Annotated in this window: 11 protein-coding genes; 5 read left to right on the forward strand and 6 right to left on the reverse strand. The window is 39.5% G+C overall.

Annotated elements, in window-relative coordinates; genetic code table 11:
* Positions 1-52 precede the first annotated feature (52 nt).
* A complete protein-coding gene (locus IQ244_RS00570) occupies positions 53-2,026 on the forward strand; it encodes a sensor histidine kinase (protein ID WP_193889120.1) in 1,974 nt (657 codons plus the stop codon).
* Positions 2,027-2,145: 119 nt separating this feature from the next.
* Entirely contained in the window at positions 2,146-2,430 is a 285-nt protein-coding gene (locus IQ244_RS00575) for a YiaA/YiaB family inner membrane protein (protein ID WP_193889121.1), read from the forward strand.
* 473 nt (positions 2,431-2,903) lie between these two features.
* On the opposite strand, the gene IQ244_RS00580 is transcribed toward IQ244_RS00575, so the two are convergent.
* From IQ244_RS00580 to IQ244_RS00590, 3 genes are read right to left on the reverse strand one after another with little or no spacing between them, the layout of a single operon-like run.
* Positions 2,904-3,365: a ferredoxin gene (locus IQ244_RS00580; protein ID WP_096582614.1), complete on the reverse strand. Its 462-nt coding sequence runs from the start codon at positions 3,363-3,365 to the stop codon at positions 2,904-2,906.
* Positions 3,365-3,751: a DUF1257 domain-containing protein gene (locus tag IQ244_RS00585; RefSeq protein ID WP_193889122.1), complete on the reverse strand. Its 387-nt coding sequence runs from the start codon at positions 3,749-3,751 to the stop codon at positions 3,365-3,367. Before IQ244_RS00585 ends, IQ244_RS00580 begins: the two co-directional genes overlap by 1 nt.
* Positions 3,752-3,789: 38 nt before the next feature.
* Positions 3,790-3,999 (reverse strand): DUF2997 domain-containing protein, encoded by a 210-nt coding sequence (locus tag IQ244_RS00590; RefSeq protein WP_193889123.1) that lies wholly within the window; start codon positions 3,997-3,999, stop codon positions 3,790-3,792.
* Positions 4,000-4,505: 506 nt separating this feature from the next.
* On the opposite strand from IQ244_RS00590, the gene IQ244_RS00595 reads away from it, so the two are divergent.
* Entirely contained in the window at positions 4,506-4,661 is a 156-nt protein-coding gene (locus tag IQ244_RS00595; RefSeq protein ID WP_193889124.1) for a hypothetical protein, read from the forward strand.
* On the opposite strand, the gene IQ244_RS00600 is transcribed toward IQ244_RS00595, so the two are convergent.
* The 3 genes from IQ244_RS00600 to IQ244_RS00610 all read right to left on the reverse strand — a co-directional run bounded on the left by IQ244_RS00600 (position 4,639) and on the right by IQ244_RS00610 (position 10,713).
* A complete protein-coding gene (locus IQ244_RS00600) occupies positions 4,639-5,619 on the reverse strand; it encodes a magnesium transporter CorA family protein (RefSeq protein ID WP_193889125.1) in 981 nt (326 codons plus the stop codon). The genes IQ244_RS00595 and IQ244_RS00600 overlap by 23 nt on opposite strands.
* Positions 5,620-5,793: 174 nt before the next feature.
* The gene (locus IQ244_RS00605; protein WP_193889126.1) at positions 5,794-8,811 is read right to left on the reverse strand and encodes a UPF0182 family protein; all 3,018 of its coding nucleotides are present in this window, start codon (positions 8,809-8,811) and stop codon (positions 5,794-5,796) included.
* 189 nt (positions 8,812-9,000) lie between these two features.
* Positions 9,001-10,713: a pentapeptide repeat-containing protein gene (locus IQ244_RS00610; protein WP_193889127.1), complete on the reverse strand. Its 1,713-nt coding sequence runs from the start codon at positions 10,711-10,713 to the stop codon at positions 9,001-9,003.
* Positions 10,714-11,426: 713 nt separating this feature from the next.
* On the opposite strand from IQ244_RS00610, the gene sbcD reads away from it, so the two are divergent.
* Positions 11,427-12,680 (forward strand): exonuclease subunit SbcD, encoded by a 1,254-nt coding sequence (gene sbcD / locus IQ244_RS00615; RefSeq protein ID WP_193889128.1) that lies wholly within the window; start codon positions 11,427-11,429, stop codon positions 12,678-12,680.
* 645 nt (positions 12,681-13,325) lie between these two features.
* A complete protein-coding gene (locus IQ244_RS00620; RefSeq protein ID WP_193889299.1) occupies positions 13,326-17,039 on the forward strand; it encodes a HEAT repeat domain-containing protein in 3,714 nt (1,237 codons plus the stop codon).
* The last annotated feature ends 146 nt before the right edge of the window (positions 17,040-17,185 follow it).

Genomic DNA, 17,185 nt, shown 5'->3' on the forward strand with positions numbered 1-17,185 from the left:
TAATTGCATATTGTTTGCTGTTGTGGTTTGCAGATGTGAAGTGAGACACCCGATGGCTAATTTCCGTCAATCGTCATTTAGACGTATTTTAGTAACAAGAATTTTGCTACTGTTTGTCCCAGTGTTACTTCTGGGAGAAATTGTCGCTTTAAATAAAGCACGTTCTAGCTTACTGAATACTGCCCGTCAAAATCTCACAGAAAGTGCGGTTCTCAAAGGTGAGAAGATAGTCAATGCGATCGCAGCCCTTAAAACCAGTGTATTGGTTACTAGTCAAACATCGGTACTGCGATCGGGTTCAGAGGCTGAAGTCCAAGATTTTATGAATCAGGTAGTCAAAGAACTACCAACCTACATTGAGTGTGTACAATTAAGCAATCTGCAAAACGGCGACATCATTGCTAGTAGTTGTGGTGACAAAGCAATTAGAGAACCGAAATTGCCTTTTTTGGCTGACAATCTGGAAATTCAGGCAATATTACCCCCAAAAGCCGGGACAACGGGCCAAAGAGAAACAGAAAACCAACTGCAAATAGTACTATCTGCCCCTGTGTACAGTCAAAATGGGCAATTCAAGTATGTTTTAAGTATGCAGTCGTCACTGTACAAACACACAAAAAATCATCCAGGTTCATTGGCAGGTTCCACATTGGTGATTGCTGACGATGGCACAATCCTCGCACACCCAATTCCCGAACGGATCAGCAGTAATATTCAAGACTACCCTGATGCCAAGCGGTTACAAAGCATTATTCAAAATGCCATTACAGGACAAAGTAATTCCCTTAACTTATCGTTTCAAGAAGGCAAAGAATTAGTTGCTGGTTACAGTGTTATTAGCAATCCCATTGCCCAACAGCCACAACAATGGATTATTTTAGCTGTGACCAGTGTAGATAATGCACTGTTTGGTTTAGAAGAAATTAAATTAATCTTAATTGTCTTGACAGTTGGTTTAATTGGTGCAACTTTGTTGGCATCGTTATATTTGGCTCCTTACTTGGCAGCCCCTGTAGAAGAATTGCGAGATTATGTGCTGAATATTCACAGTCATCATGCAGCCCAAACAGTCCCACAAAATTTTAAAATCCGGGAGTTTAATCAACTAGCACAAGCAATTGATCAAATGTTTGAAAGGCTCAAAGCCTGGTCAGAAGAACTAGAAATTGCTTGGAAAGAAGCCAAAACGGCCAACCAAATCAAAAGTCAGTTTTTGGCGACAACTTCTCATGAGTTGCGTAACCCACTCAATATCATTATTAATTGTGTGCGCCTAGTTAGAGAAGATATGTGCGATAACCGCGATGAGGAACTAGAGTTTCTCAAACGTGCTGATGAAACCGCTATTCACTTGCTAGGTATTATTAACGATTTACTGGATATTTCTAAAATTGAAGCAGGTAAACTCTCGGTTGTTTCCATCCCAATGGATTTACGACAAACCCTGCTGGAGGTAATTAACATCCAATCGGTAACTGTGCAGCAAAAAGGTTTACAGTTAAAAACCATCTTGGGTGATGAGCCGATTCCGGTAAAGGCGGATGCAGCCAAACTGCGCCAAGTACTGATTAATATTATTGGTAATGCTACTAAGTTTACCGATGAAGGCAGTATTGCGATCGCTACTACAATTGAAAATTACAATAGCAATTCTCAAGTAATTGTTTCTGTAACAGACACAGGTTTAGGTATTGAACCTACCCAACAACACAAATTATTTCGCCCCTTTGTCCGCATAGATGGTGGTTCTACACGTAAGTTTGATGGTACAGGACTAGGACTAGCAATTTCTCGCAACTTAATTGAACTTATGGGTGGTAGTATTGCCCTAGAAAGTGCTGGTCTTAATCAAGGCACAACTGTCAAAATTATTTTGCCACTCATCAACGAGAATGGGGAAAATATAAAAGCCACCTCTGAAGACGAAAACACCGCAGAGGTAAATTCCTGTCATACCTCCAACGAAACAATTTCTCAGGAAGATAATTATCAACTACCATTAGTAGAAAAAATCTCCAAAAGTTAAGCATTAAATCTTCAACGCTATTTTATAGTCCAGTTAGCAAACTGGTATTTCCATTGTTGTTATTGCGTATACCAATCAGTACGATCGCTATTAAATCACTAAAAGTACAGGTTGGAAATATGCAACCACTAAGTTCACAAAAAGACAGTGCAGCTTGGATCATTCAAACATGGGCTGCTTTTATAATTTCTCTTTCTATGACTACCTTTGGTATAGTTAATTTGCCTGTTGATAGCTGGATTAAAGGCTTTATGGGTATGGGTTTAACTTTTTCTGTGGGTTCAACTTTTACCTTGGCCAAAACTACCAGAGATTTACATGAAGCTAAAAGATTAACGGCGAGAATTGACGAGGCAAAAGTTGAAAAGTTGCTTTCACAACACGATTCTTTAAATTTAAAATGAATATTCTATCCCAATACATTTCGGTTAACATCTCTATCTTGTTCAGATCCCCCCAACCCCCCTTTTTAAGGGGGGCTAATAACTGTTTTTTACCCCTTTTTAAGGGGGTCGCTGTAGGCGGGGGGATCTAAATCTAGAATGAGTAAACCTTTATCCGAAAAGTATTGTATTCTATCCCACTTATACCATTTCACTTTATAGATGATACAAATACAGGTGTAGGGGCGAACGGCCGTTCGCCCCTGCGAGTTTTTGTATGTGTATCAAGATTTTGGTGAATTGGTATTAGAGACGCAAAGAACTACATAAACCAATACGGTTCAGTTAAGCTTTTTTGCCTTTTACTGTTCCCTGTTCCCTGATCTCCACAAGACAACTTTCTTAACTGAACTGTATTGTCACCAGTCATCATTAATAAAAATAAAAGGACTGGGTTAAGCAGTCCTTTTTTATAATTATTTAATTGTTTTATGTTAATAACGGGATTTTTTGTTTTTGAGTTTTTGCTTTTGCTTTCGTTTTGCAGAAGCCGCAACTGCCAGTTCTACCGGATAACCGACAACAGGAATTACTTGATACTTGCGCTCATCTTCTAAGTTTCTGAGTTCTGTGTAATCTACCCAATGAATACAATCAACGGGACAGGTGTCAATTGCTTCTTGGATAACTTCTTCCGCGTCCCCATCTTGACGAATCACGCGCGATCGCCCGTAATCTGGTTCAATGTAAAAAGTGTTTCGCGCAACATGAGCGCAGTGTTTACAGCCAATACAGGTGATTTCGTCAACATAAACACCTTTTTGCCGCAACACTCCGCCCAATTCCGGTTCCAAACCAGAACGTTCCGGGTCATCCCGCAAAAAACCGCCTAATTCTGGTTCCAAACCGGAACGATTATCTTCCTGTTCTTCTGGCGAAGGCAGAAAATCAGCCATTACGCACTCCAGCGTTGTACTACTAAACGAATAGAACCGTCGGCATTTTTTTGTTGTTCAGCAACTTGAAAACCAGCCAGCGCAGTTTCTTTGACAACTGTTTGGAAAGCATAACGCTGGGTTACTTGGCGCAAGAAACCATCTACAGACAGATTTTGTTGCCAGTATTGCAAGTCAGCAACTAGTTCGTATTCTTTGCCATTCCATCTAAAGCCGATGTCATAGCCATTTTCCTGCTCAATGGTCACTTCCGCCGGATGGGTTTGACCGCGATAACCACGTACCTCACGGGGGCCGGGTTTCCAGTCGATGCCCAATTCAGTTAGCGCATCTTTTAAGGAATCAAGGTTACGGATTTGAGTCTTAATTTGGCTAAAGTGTGACATGGTGGTTGTAAATCAACGACAATAAACTGCTGGAAAACTTACCATTCGCTATAAGTAGCTTGTGTATTCGCCAGATTGGATTGTTGTACCTGATTGGCGAAAAATTCTGAGGTTGGCTCTTGATTAAGTACTTGCCCCAGTTGTGCTTCAATTGCAGCAGTTACCTCAGCGCAAGAAGCACCTATAATGCCAGTGACTTTCTCTTGTACGCGACCGTCTGGATAAATTATGAATTCTAATGTCTCCATGCTTTTGGCCAACCACGATAGTAAGTTTGGACTTTACCCCTTAGCACAATGCTAAAAAGCCTGTCCAGGGAACATTGTTACTTAGACACAAACTTGCCATTTTTTAACTAATGTTCCATCTCTCAAAATAAATATCTCAGAAAATTTACAAAAATTATTAATTTAATAAGTCCGCACATCTGTCATTAGTTAGTCTCTCTTAACCTTATGGAATAGTCAAGTTGATAATTGAGCTTGTAAACTCAGGGCTAAATGCCTGATAAATCCGCACTAGCGGTAGCATAGCTAGATAGGTAGGTCATAAAATTGTGTAATTTATTGAAAAATTTTATCATTATTTTTAAACAAACCCTATTCTCTCTAGGGTGGTAAATTCTGAGAGGTTGGGGAGTAGAGGTGTTGCTCAAATAGCTACGTACCCATTGAGCAACAGCATTATGAATTAGCTTCCCGGTCATCACGATCAGGTTATTCTGGTAGCTAATCAATATTTTTAGCCCCGCGACTTGCCAAAATATGGGGGCGTTGAAATTATCCAAATTATCCAGATGGCGATCGCTACTAAAGACCAAGATATGCTATTGGATGGTGGAACAGCCAATAATGCTAAGAGATACTTTATGTTCAGCCCTACTATATTCACAACCAACGTTGTTGTTTAGCAAAAGCAATACTACTACAGACAATTAATAATATCACGCTAATCACAACTGGATATGACCAAGGTTGCTCTAACTCTGGCATATATTTAAAGTTCATTCCATAAAAGCCAGTAATGAAGGTGATGGGTAAGAATACAGTTGAAAGAATAGTTAAGCGATTAATTCGTTCACTGGTTTTACTCGCAATATTATCGCGTTGAATTTCCATTAATTCTGACATCCAAGCTCGCAAAGCTTGATATTCTTGCCAGAGATGATCAATTTGATAAACCAATTCTTGATTAAATAATGTTTTGACTGGCAGCGTAATCCATTGAAAATCTTCATAATTCATCATTGCTAGAAGTGACTTGAGATTTTGGAAATTTCTCCGCCCGGAGCGAGTAGATTGCCGCATGGCAGCAATTTTATGATAAGTTGTTTCATCACCAGAATTGGCTAAAACTTCATCTTCTAAATCATCAAGTTGTCTAGAAATATGATCAAATACACTATGATAATTATTTAAAATGTCTTTAAAAATCAAATATAAAATATAATCTACTCCCCAGCTTTGAATATCTATATTTTGCTTTTGGATATTATTGAGTAATATAGTTAAAACTTTGATTTCTGTAACTTCAAAAGTAATAATAAAGTTGCGACCTAAGACAATACTGCCTCGCGCTACCTGAAACTCTCGATTTTTGAGTTGATGGGTGAGAATTTCATAGCCATCAAATAAACAATCTTCCATGTCTTCATCAATTCCTGTGAGGGAATGGTTAAAAATCATGTCAATGCGAGATGGGTCGAGTTGAAAGTGGTTAATAATTTTGGCAGTTCCAGTGCGATCGCGGAAGTGAATACAGCGTAACCAGATATTCTGAGAACCATCAATCTTTTTCAGGATCGGCTCAACATCTTTACTAGAGAATAACTCTAGGTGATTCTGAGAAAATGTCAACAGAGTTAGCATATAAAGTTCCTAATTCAGTTGTGATGATTACTCACAAAGCAACTCTATTCCTCTTAGTGGCATCAGAATTTTGCTTTTAAGTGAGCATCACAACGACTCATGTTTTCCATAAATATCATGAATTCGTTGATGGCGCATGGCAGATATTTAACAATTGAATTAAATTGAGATTGATCACTGACTAGGTGAAGTTCCTTCATCAAAGGGACGGACGATAGCCGGTGCTGGTGTGATTTCTGGTTGAAAGATGGCTTGCAGTGCTTGTTCTAGGGTTTGCGCCATGACAATGCGGTTTTCGTAAGCGACGACTACCCGCACTAGGGTTGGTAAACTATTCTGAGTGGCTTCTAAATAAATAGGCTCGACGTATAATAATGATTGCTCAATGGGGATAACTAACAAGTTTCCTTGAATTGCTCTTGAGCCTTGACGATTCCATAAAGAAATTTGCTGAGAAATTACTGGATCTTGGTTAATGCGTGCTTCAATTTGTTCTGTCCCGTAGATGAGGCGCTGTTTGGGAAAGATATATAACAACAATTTACCGTAGTTATCGCCATCCGATCGCGCCGCTAACCAAGCAACTAAATTTGTTCGCTGTCTGGGAGTGTAAGGTAAAAGTAAGATAAATTCTTCAAAGGGAACTGTCGGCAAGCTGGTAATTAAATAATACGCCTCAACTGGTCGCGCTTTATCACCATAAATTTCGTTGGGGATTTGCCATTGATCTTCGCGGTTGTAAAATACTTGGGGGTCGGTCATGTGATAAGTAATCAACCGTTCCGCTTGGATTTGAAAGAAATCTGCGGGATAACGGATATGATTACGGATTGTAGCTGGCATAGCACTGAGAGGTTTAAACATCTTGGGAAAGATGTTTGCCCAAGTTCTAATTATGGGATCGCTAAAGTCAGCAATGTAAAAGTTAACAGTACCGTTGTAGGCATCAATGACTATTTTGACGGAGTTACGAATATAGTTAATGCCTTCGTTATTCGGGTCAGAATAAGGATAGCGATCGCTAGTGGTATAGGCATCTACCATCCAATATAGATAATTTTCTGTCCCAGGGAACCCAGAACCAATACGAGGATCAGCGGCGATTAAGTAGGGGTCGCTATCAAATTTCAGAAAAGGTGCGATCGCCCGAATTCGTTGATTGATATTCCGCCGAAATAATACTTTAGTCTCTGGCAAAAAGTCCCGTGTAAATAACATTTGCCAATCTTTCAAATACATGGCAAATAGCCAGCGTCGCCAACCAGTCCCAGTTGAAATGCCACCCATACCATCATAAATGTTGTAAGCGTTATCGCTGCCACTGGGATAATCTAATTCTCTAACTCTAGTGCCAGTCATCACATAGGTATTAGTAATTTCACCGTAATAAATTCGGGGTAGACCAATAGGAATGCTATCTCGAATAGCTTCACTAGAAGTAGTCAGGGCTTCATTGGCATTGCCAGCAATATCTTTGACGAAATATTCTGGTAGTCCCCCCGGTGCGACTGTATTCACTGGACTGAGGGTAAATCCATAGCCATGCGTATAAATTAGATGTTGGTTTACCCATGTCTGCGCCTGTTGGGGTACAGCATTGTAGTCTAATTCCCGCGCAGCAATGAGGACTTGTCGCCGTTCCGTTAATTCAGTTGGTTCTTTGGTTGGTGCTATTGGGGTTTCAGGCGCAGATGGTCGCTGTGAAGTTGCTTCAGTTTCTAGGGTATACCGATCAATATCCGCATCGGGAAAACGATAGTAAGGACGAATTTGTTGCAGTTGACGATTAGTTTCTAAGAGTGGTCGCTGATCCCAAAGGCGAATATTGCGTATTGTTAAGTCATTAGCTTGAATATCAGCTTCAGTTAAGGTTCCTTGGGGGTTAAAGGTTCGAGCGTCAATTGCTTCTAAATCAAAGGCTTGGCGAGTCAAAGCAATAGTCCGCTTAATATATGGTTCCTCTCGCTGTAATTCGTTTGGCTGTACAACTAAATACTGCACCACCGTCGGGACAATAACCCCAGCGGCTACAGCCACCAGCAGATAAACCCCAAACCCGTACACTACCCAGTGACGATAGGGAGACTTGGGTCGCCAAACAACGGTGCGCCCCAACAGGTAAAATGCGATCGCCACTGCGAAAACACACAATACTGTGTAGGCTGGTAACTGTGTTTGCACATCGGTGTAGCTGGCTCCGTAACTTACACCTTGTTGAGAATAAACTAGTTCATAACGACTCAGCCAATAACTCAGGGCGACGACTAGCATTAACAAGCCACCCATCCCATACAAATGACGCTGTTGTTGTGGTGAAAATCCTGGGAAAATTCCCTGACTTAAACTGTCTGCGGAAAGAAGATAAGTTAGACTAACGGCGACGAACCCAAATAAAAATAAACCCATCAACCAAAGTTCCATCAATTCCCAAACTGGTAGGGAAAAGATATAAAAGCTGATATCTCGATTAAATAAAGGCTCGGAATTGTTAAAAGCAGTCGGATGCAAATATTTGAGGATTTTTGTCCAGTTGTGGTAAATTATCCAACCAAACAAGACACTAAACACACCAGCGATCGCCGTTAACAGCCAACGAGGATAAATTACAATAGCGATCGCGACTCCTACAACTAAGCCAATAGATAAAACTTGAGTAGTAATTTGCCTACCTAACGTCCAAATTGTCTCTAGTCGGAACAGGGAAATTACAGGTAAACTAGTCTGGTTCACAGAAGACTGCCAATATGCAAAGGCAATTTGACCGTAGTGCGCCAGCATTAACCCAACCAACAAGCTGAATATCACAACTATTGGTAGTAACCAGCGTAATTTGATAGGTAATATACCTGTGTAAGTTATTGGACTATTATTGTATTTTGCATACTGCGGACTGAGTAGGTTTTTAAACTCTGCACGCAGTCCAGCTTCTTCACGCTTAACTTGGTCAATTTTCAAAGATGAGGGATATTTTAGCCGCTGTGCTAACCCTAAATTTCCCCATAAGTAAATAGCACTAATAGCTGCAACAGAGAATACTAGAGAAACTTTAGTTACTGATCTCAACAAGAATACTTGCAGATAGCCAACTTCTTGAAACCACAAAATCTCTGCTCCTAAACGGGAGGCTACATCCAAAAATAGCCACATTCCCAGGAGTATTACGAACAGTCTCAAGCACCATTTCCAAAGCATTTTGTGGCAGCCAATCTATTGCTCAAGGAAAGTATGTCATAAGTCGTAACTATATTACTAGAATCTGAGAATGGAGAAATTTCCGCATCTCTCTGAGATGAGAAATTCTCAAAACTCGAAGAACTCTGCGCGGTAGTTGAGCGTAGTCGAAACTCAGTAACCGGAGGCGCAGAGAGGATAGGGCGTTTCTTACAATCCGGCGATAATTTGCTGCACTCGTTCTACACTGGGATTGTCTTGTTTTTGTGAGTAGAGTTTCATTGCTTGTTCTAAGGCTTGTTTAGCTTCTGGTTTCTTTTTCAAAGCTAATAAAGCATTACCCTTATTTTCATAAGCTGCGGCATAATTGGGGTCTCGTTGAATAATGCGATCGCAATCTTTAATTGCATCCTCATATTTCTTGCGATTAAACCGGGCTAAACTGCGCTGATAATAAGCTTCGATATAGTTTTCATCAATTTCAATGGCGCGGTCAAAATCTTTAGTTGCATCTTTATGTTGGCTGATAGCTGAACGGGCGAGGCCACGATTTAAATATGCCCAAGCCCAACCACTAGAATTATCAATGGCTTTATCATAATCTTGAATTGCGCTTTGATAATCTTGCAGGGCAAAACGCGCTAAACCTCGGTTATTGTAGGCTTCGGCAAATTTAGGATTGATTCTAATGGCTTGAGAAGCTTCGGTAATTACGGCTGCATAATCTTTTTGCATCCGGCGAATTGTGGCGCGTCCGTTATAAGCTTCGGCGTTGTTGGAGTCGAGGCGAATTGCTTGGTCAAAATCAGTTAAGGCGCTGGGATAATCATTCTGCTCAATGCGAGTGAGGCCGCGGTTGCTGTATGCTTTGGCATAGTTAGGGTCAATTTCAATAGCTTTGTTATAATCAGCGATCGCAGCTGGATAATTTTTTAATTTATTCTGAGCAAAACCGCGACTGGTATAAACTTGAGCATCTCTAGGATTTAATTCTATCGCTTTGTTGTAATAGGCGATCGCGTTGGGATATCTCCCTTTACTGCTGAGTGTATTTCCCCAGCGGCTGTAATCTCCAGCTTCAGCACGAATATTGTTAGGTAGACTCTCAAAATCAAGATTTGCGCCTCTTAAATCTGCATTGTCTAAGTTGGCGCTATTTAGCTTACTCCCAATTAAATCTGCACCTTGCAAATTCGCGTTGTAGAGGTTCGCATTTTGCAAGTCAGTATTATTCAGCCGTGCATTACTCAAGTCAGCATTTTGTAAGTTCGCATAACTGAGATTGGCATTTTTCAGTTCTACACCGCTTAAGTTATAGCCATTCAAGTTCACGCGACTCAGGTTAACACCATTCAAAGACACACCGCGAAAATTAAAACTTCTCAAATCTGCATTACTTAAATCTACACCATTGAAATTCACGCCTTGGAGATTGACATTATCAAATCGCACACCCCGCAAGTTAGCAGAACTGAGAGTAACACCATTCAAATTAGCACCACTCAAATCCGCATTACTTAAATCAGCACTAGTTAAATTAGCATTTCGCAAATCTGCACCACTCAAATTAGCCCCACTCAAGTCTGCATTACTGAGGTTAGCACTTTGTAAGTCAGAGCGAAATAAATTAGCCCGAAATAGTTCAGCCCTACGTAAATCAGTATTACGCAAATTAGCACCGCTCAAGTCTGCCCCATTTAAATCTGCACCACTTAAGTTAGATTGATTGATATCAGCACGAATTAAATTTTTCCGCCTCAAATTTGACCCACTTAAATCGCATTTCGGACATTTATTTGTGTCTACTAGCTGTTTGTAATGCTCTGGTTTTTCGGCGTAAACCGGAATTGTGATTAACAGTGGAGTCAAAAAAGTCAGAGTTATCAAAAATTTCTGGATATTTTTTGATTTAGTATTTGTCATAAATCTTCGTAGTCTCCGTAACTCATCCTCAAGCTGCTGATCACTTTTACAAGCTCAAAATCTAGGATTACGGATAAATTCCCAGCTATCTTTGTTCCTGAATACAACTTTGCGCTACTCTGCGCTTACCCTTGCGCCCTTTGCGTTTAAATTTATCCCCTCAGATGACAAAATGTAAAAACCCTGCTCATAATTGAACAAGGTTATGTAAATTTTCTTTATTAAAATTCTCAGAATCCAACCTAGAACATATTCATAATCGTAATCACACTTACACTGGTTAATATAACCAGAACGCCCATAAATACAGATACACCTACTTGGCTGGGTTTAGAAGTGTTCATTTGTGTAAATTTCCTTAATTATTATGCTTTGTTTAAGAATAACAATCCCCGTATAAATATCTAAGAAAGTCAGGTAAAACTTAAAATAGCGCAATGCTTCTTAGTAAATACTGTTGTAAGTGCTTACATATCAGTGGGAACAATTGCTAAAACTGCCCAAGCGGATTTTTATAGTTGTAAAATTACTGTTGACAGCGATCGCCAGTATTTTTTCGGAAACTGAAAAATAGTGTTTCTCGGTTTAAAAATTTGCCTCTAGGGTTTGTTTTCCCCAAGCGCCGCACCGTCAACAAATCAAGGTGCGTTGGCTTACGACATAATACTACTCAACCTTCTGTTCCAGCCTTTTAACTCCTGCCTTTTTTGATTATGATTAAAATCCTCCATCTCTCCGACATCCACATGGGAAGCGGTTTTTCCCACGGTAGAATTAATCCGGCTACAGGGTTGAACACGCGTTTGGAGGATTTTGTGAATACTTTAGCGCTGTGTATCGATCACGCTTTGACAGATCCTGTCGATTTGGTAATCTTTGGTGGGGATGCTTTTCCTGATGCGACACCACCGCCTTATGTCCAAGAAGCTTTCGCCTGTCAGTTTCGCCGCCTTGTGGATGCGAATATCCCCACAGTCTTATTAGTCGGAAATCATGACCAACATTCCCAAGGTTTGGGAGGCGCAAGCTTGAATATTTACCGGACTTTGGGTGTACCGGGGTTTGTGGTTGGTGATACGTTGACAACTCACTCTATTCAAACCCGCAACGGAAAAGTTCAAGTAATTACGCTTCCTTGGTTAACTCGTTCGACATTAATGACGCGCCAAGAAACAGAGGGTTTGTCTTTAGCGGAAGTCAATCAGTTATTAACAGACAGGTTACAAGTGGTGATTGAAGGAGAAATCCGCCGCCTTGACCCAAATGTACCAACAATATTATTAGCTCACTTAATGGCGGATAATGCAACTTTAGGCGCAGAACGTTTACTGGCGGTGGGTAAGGGTTTTACTTTGCCGTTGTCTTTGCTGACGCGACCTTGTTTTGATTATGTAGCTTTGGGACACGTTCACAAACACCAAAATTTAAATAAACATAACAACCCGCCAGTGATTTATCCGGGGAGTATTGAACGGGTAGATTTTAGCGAAGAAAAAGAGGATAAAGGCTATGTGATGATTGAACTGGAACAGGGAAATACTACTTGGGAATTTTGTCCCTTACCAGTTCGCAGTTTTCGCACCATTGAAGTAGATATATCTAAAGCCGAAGATCCCCAGGGAGCAATTTTGAAAGCGATCGCTAAACATGATATTCAAGATGCAGTAGTGCGATTAATTTACAAACTGCGTTCCGAACAGTTAGATGTAATTGAAAATGCTGCCTTACATACTGCCTTAAAAGCAGCCCATACCTACACGATTCAACCAGAACTACTCAGTCAGTTAGCCCGTCCCCGTGTTCCCGAATTGACTGCGAGTAGTAGTATTGACCCAATGGAAGCTTTGAAAACCTACTTAAATAATCGTGAAGACTTAAAAGAAATTGCTGCAACTATGCTAGAGGCTGCGGAAAAATTGTTATCTGATGATGTGGAAATTTGGTTAGAAGGTGCTGCGGCTGATTAAGCGATCGCTTTTACTTCGAGACTTGATAATATGAGCATAAGAAATTAACAATTACAGGAACAAATAAGTATAACGGTCAACATTTCTGAAAGAACTACCAAGTTTTCTGAACTGGTAACTCAGGGATTACTTGGAGAAGAAGTGGTAATGACTGAGAAAGAAATTTCAGTTGTACGCTTAGTTGGTCTTAAACATACTATTGCTCCTTAAATTATAAGGTTAGATAAAGCTGTTGCGTGAATGCTCATATTCAATCTTTGTGGCACAAGAAAGTGGAGTATCTTGTACACATCAATTTTTATTCGGTTATTACTAATATTTAACAAAATATTGATACATAAAAAACGATACTAAATCATCCTGATAAATACAGAATTACCAGTTTAGATTATTCAATTTACCCACAATATATAAGTATTTAGATAGAATTAAATATAATACCAAATGACAAACTGATTGCAACCGATGGATTGACCGAAACTACACATAAATAGCAAGTCCCAATCCAAAATCTAAAATCTAAAAGTCAAAATGGTATAGGGTGCTGTTTAGAGAAAAATACGCATAAAATTTTGCATTTTACCTTGTAACTAAAATTCTTAACCGATTAAGTATCCTCAAAGTTTCAACTGGGTAAACACGATGATGATCATAGATTGGTTGGCTGTTTGGGGCGTAACTCAAGCTGTCGGGTTTACTTTTAAACCGATTTTTGAGGAATTAGCAAAAGATGTAGTCAAAGACTGGGCTAAAGATTTATTAAAATGTATACCCAAGAACATTTTACAGCAACTTAAAAAGGAAGATATTGAAATTGCGGCTGGCAAAGCATTAAAGGAATTTTTAGAGTTAACGCAGCAGGAATTGGAAGATGCAGACATAGAAGAACTAGAACTTAAGCAGTATACTAAAATTTTAAAGAATTTTATTAGCAATCCATTGATTAGAGAAACTCTGGGTTATGCTTTTCAAGCAGAATGTCAACTTTTAGATGCTCAAGTATTCTCTCATACTTGGTATGAAATGAATTTACCAACTTTACCCCAGAAATTTGAGTGGGAAAGACTAACTAAAAGATATGTAAAAAAAGTCAAAGCAATTATTCGAGAATCTGATAAGTTACGCTCTTTGTTAGATAGCAAAACTTTAGAAGACGTAAATAAAAATCTGCAAAAAATAGTGGGAATACCCACGGATTTTGACTTAAATATATATCAAGAAGGACTCTATGAGCGATACGGCAATCTCAAATTAGATAGTTTGGATACCACTGGGTATGCTTATAATGAGTTGAAGCTATGGCGGATGTTTATTGCTCAGAATGTCCGCGAAGTTCACCAAGTTTTACCCCAAGTACATGAATTACCCAAAGAACATCTCAAAAAACTCAGAGACGCTAATCAAGTAGAAGCAGAAGTTTTACTAGAAGAGTTAGAAAGCTACCGCAGAGTTTATTTTGAACAACCAATAGTTTCTGTTTTAGATATTATCAATAATCCTGTTTATAAATATCTAGTTATTTTAGGTGATCCAGGTTCAGGTAAATCGACACTATTGCAGTTTTTAGCTTTAAATTGGGCAGAATCTCCGCTGAATAACATAATTTCTCAACCGATTCCTTTATTAATCGAGTTACGCACTTATATTAGAAGGAGAGAAAATAATGAATGTAGTAATTTCTTAGAATTTTTCCATAAATGTAGTGGCATAGTCCATCATCTTAATCAACATCAACTGCACGAACATTTAAAAACTGGTAATGCTTTAGTGATGTTTGATGGGTTAGATGAAGTATTTGAATTAGGTAAAAGAGAAGATGTCATTACAGACATTCATCGCTTTACGAATGTCTATCCTAATGTGCGGGTAATTGTAACTTCTCGAGTGATTGGCTATAAACCCCAACGCTTGCGAGATGCAGAATTTCGCCATTTCATGCTGCAAGATTTAGAAGCAGAACAAATTCAAGATTTTATCATTCGCTGGCATGAGTTAACCTTACATGATGAAGAAGATAAATTACGTAAACGTGAACGTTTGCAAAGAGCAATTGACACGTCAAAATCTATTGCTGAATTAGCAGGAAATCCGCTTTTATTAACGATGATGGCGATTCTGAATCGTAACCAAGAATTGCCTAGAGATAGAGCAACACTTTATGAACAAGCATCACGAGTTCTACTGCATCAATGGGATGTGGAACGTGCTTTAGTAGAAGATTCCCGCCTTGATCCAAAAACGATTGACTATAAAGATAAGCAGGCAATGTTGCGTCAAGTTGCTTATCATATGCAAACTAGTGCAAAAGGTTTAACTGGCAATTTAATTAGTGTTAAGGATTTAGAAAAGATTTTAATTCGTTATTTAAAAAATATCGAATTTGAAAACCCAACTAAAGTGGCGAGAGTGATGATTAATCAATTGAGGACTCGCAATTTTATGTTATGTTTTTTAGGTGCAGACTATTATGCTTTTGTACATCGGACTTTTTTAGAGTATTTTTGTGCTTGGGAGTTTGTTTGGCAGTTCAAAGAAACACAAACACTTTCGATTAAAGAATTAAATAATGAAGTGTTTGGTAAGCATTGGCGTTATGAAACTTGGCATGAAGTGTTACGCCTGATTACTGGGATGATTGAGCCAAGGTTTGTTTGTGAAATTCTAGAATATTTAATGGCGCAAAATGGGGAAGCAGAAAAGTTTATTAATCTTTTTTTAGCGGCTAAATGTCTTGCAGAAGTCCGCAATCGGTTATTAGTCACTTCAACGGCGAATAAATTACTGAATCACCTGAAAGATTTAACGAAATATGACCTTGGTTACTATTATCAACCTTATCGAGATGAAGAAGAAACTAAATTAGTTCAAGAAATTCGCACTAAAGCTGTGACATCTGTGGCTACGACTTGGAAAGATGATGCTGATACGTTGGTTTGGTTGAAACAACTGGCTAATGTGGATGAACATGAAGATGTGCGACGAATATCTGTGCAAGAATTAGCGAGAAGTTTTCGAGATCATGTTGAAACTTTAGTCTGGTTAAAACAACGCGCGATCGCAGATAATGATTGGACAGTACGCCAAGTAGCACTGCAAGAATTAACCAGAAATTTCAAAGATGACTGGGAAATTTTACCGCTGCTAAAACAACGCGCCACAACAGATGAGAATGAATATGTCCGCCAAGCCGCTGTGCAAGAATTAGCCAGAGGTTTTAAAGACAAACCCAATATTTTACATTGGCTGAAACAGCGTGTGACTGCGGATAATTCAGGTACGGTACGACAAGTAGCAGTGCAAGAATTAGCCCGCGGGTTTAAAGATGATTTAGATACTCTTCCTTGGCTAAAACAACGCACCAGCGATAATGATTGGACTGTGCGCCAAGTCGCTGTGCAAGAATTAGCTAGGGGTTTTAAAGATAATTCTGATACTCTTACTATCCTCAAACAACGCGCCATCGACGATGAAAATGAATATGTGCGCCAAGCTGCTGTGCAAGAATTAGCTAGGGGTTTTAAAGATAATTCTGATACTCTTGCTATCCTGAAACAATGCGCCATGACTGATAAATATTCCGGTGTACGTCAAACAGCAGTTGAGGAATTGGCGCGGGGGTTCAAAGAAGAAGCAGAAATTTTGTTTTGGCTCAAACAACGTACTACTACTGATAATGATCAGTATGTGCGCCGCGCTGCTATGCAAGAATTAGCTAGGGGTTTTAAAGATGATCCTGATACTCTCTTGATTTTGCAACAACGAGCGATCGCTGATCAATATTCTGATGTGCGCCGCGCCGCCGTGCAAGAATTGGCAAGGGGATTCAAAAATTCCCCCGATACTTTGCTGATTCTCAAACAACGCGCCACAACCGATGATAATGAATATGTCCGCCGCACAGCATTGCAAGAACTCGCCAAACATTTCACCAATGATCCCGATATTCTCCCTATCCTGAAAAAACACGCCACATCTGATAAATATGCAGATGTCCGCCAAGCGGCTGTGCAAGAATTAGCCAGAAGATTCAAACATGATCCTGATACTCTCGTCATTTTGAAGAAACGCGCCACTGTAGATAAATCATCTAATGTGCGACAAGTGGCTGTGCAAGAATTAGCCAGAGGTTTTAAAGACAAACTTGACTTATTTGACGTGTTTTATACTTGTGCTGTTAATGACCCTTTTACACGAGAATATAGTTTTCAAGATAACCCCCGCCAAGTCGCACTAGAAGCAATTACCGAACAATATCCCCACTATCCACAAACATTACCATTGTTACGCGATCGCGCCGCCAATGACCCAGATGAGCAAGTGCGGGAATTGGCTAAGAAAAAGTTAGCAGAATTAGGCTAAAAATTTTGGTGATCAGCTGTTGCACATTTAACTTACATAACATACTCAATTTTCTTTTGTGCAGATCACCTTACTTTGCTCTGTTTACATTTCTTTAGAGACAATCTCTTATACTATATTATGAAAGCAAATTACAGTGGTTTTCA

Source organism: Nostoc sp. LEGE 06077, assembly GCF_015207705.1.
Classification (GTDB): Bacteria; Cyanobacteriota; Cyanobacteriia; order Cyanobacteriales; family Nostocaceae; genus Nostoc_B.

Excerpts from the sequence above, each read along its gene's own strand:
- IQ244_RS00570 (WP_193889120.1), top strand. The coding sequence starts at position 53 with ATGGCTAATTTCCGTCAATCGTCATTTAGACGTATTTTAGTAACAAGA.
- IQ244_RS00575 (WP_193889121.1), top strand. The coding sequence starts at position 2,146 with ATGCAACCACTAAGTTCACAAAAAGACAGTGCAGCTTGGATCATTCAA.
- IQ244_RS00580 (WP_096582614.1), bottom strand. The coding sequence starts at position 3,365 with ATGGCTGATTTTCTGCCTTCGCCAGAAGAACAGGAAGATAATCGTTCC.
- IQ244_RS00585 (WP_193889122.1), bottom strand. The coding sequence starts at position 3,751 with ATGTCACACTTTAGCCAAATTAAGACTCAAATCCGTAACCTTGATTCC.
- IQ244_RS00590 (WP_193889123.1), bottom strand. The coding sequence starts at position 3,999 with ATGGAGACATTAGAATTCATAATTTATCCAGACGGTCGCGTACAAGAG.
- IQ244_RS00600 (WP_193889125.1), bottom strand. The coding sequence starts at position 5,619 with ATGCTAACTCTGTTGACATTTTCTCAGAATCACCTAGAGTTATTCTCT.
- IQ244_RS00605 (WP_193889126.1), bottom strand. The coding sequence starts at position 8,811 with ATGCTTTGGAAATGGTGCTTGAGACTGTTCGTAATACTCCTGGGAATG.
- IQ244_RS00610 (WP_193889127.1), bottom strand. The coding sequence starts at position 10,713 with ATGACAAATACTAAATCAAAAAATATCCAGAAATTTTTGATAACTCTG.
- sbcD (WP_193889128.1), top strand. The coding sequence starts at position 11,427 with ATGATTAAAATCCTCCATCTCTCCGACATCCACATGGGAAGCGGTTTT.
- IQ244_RS00620 (WP_193889299.1), top strand. The coding sequence starts at position 13,326 with ATGATCATAGATTGGTTGGCTGTTTGGGGCGTAACTCAAGCTGTCGGG.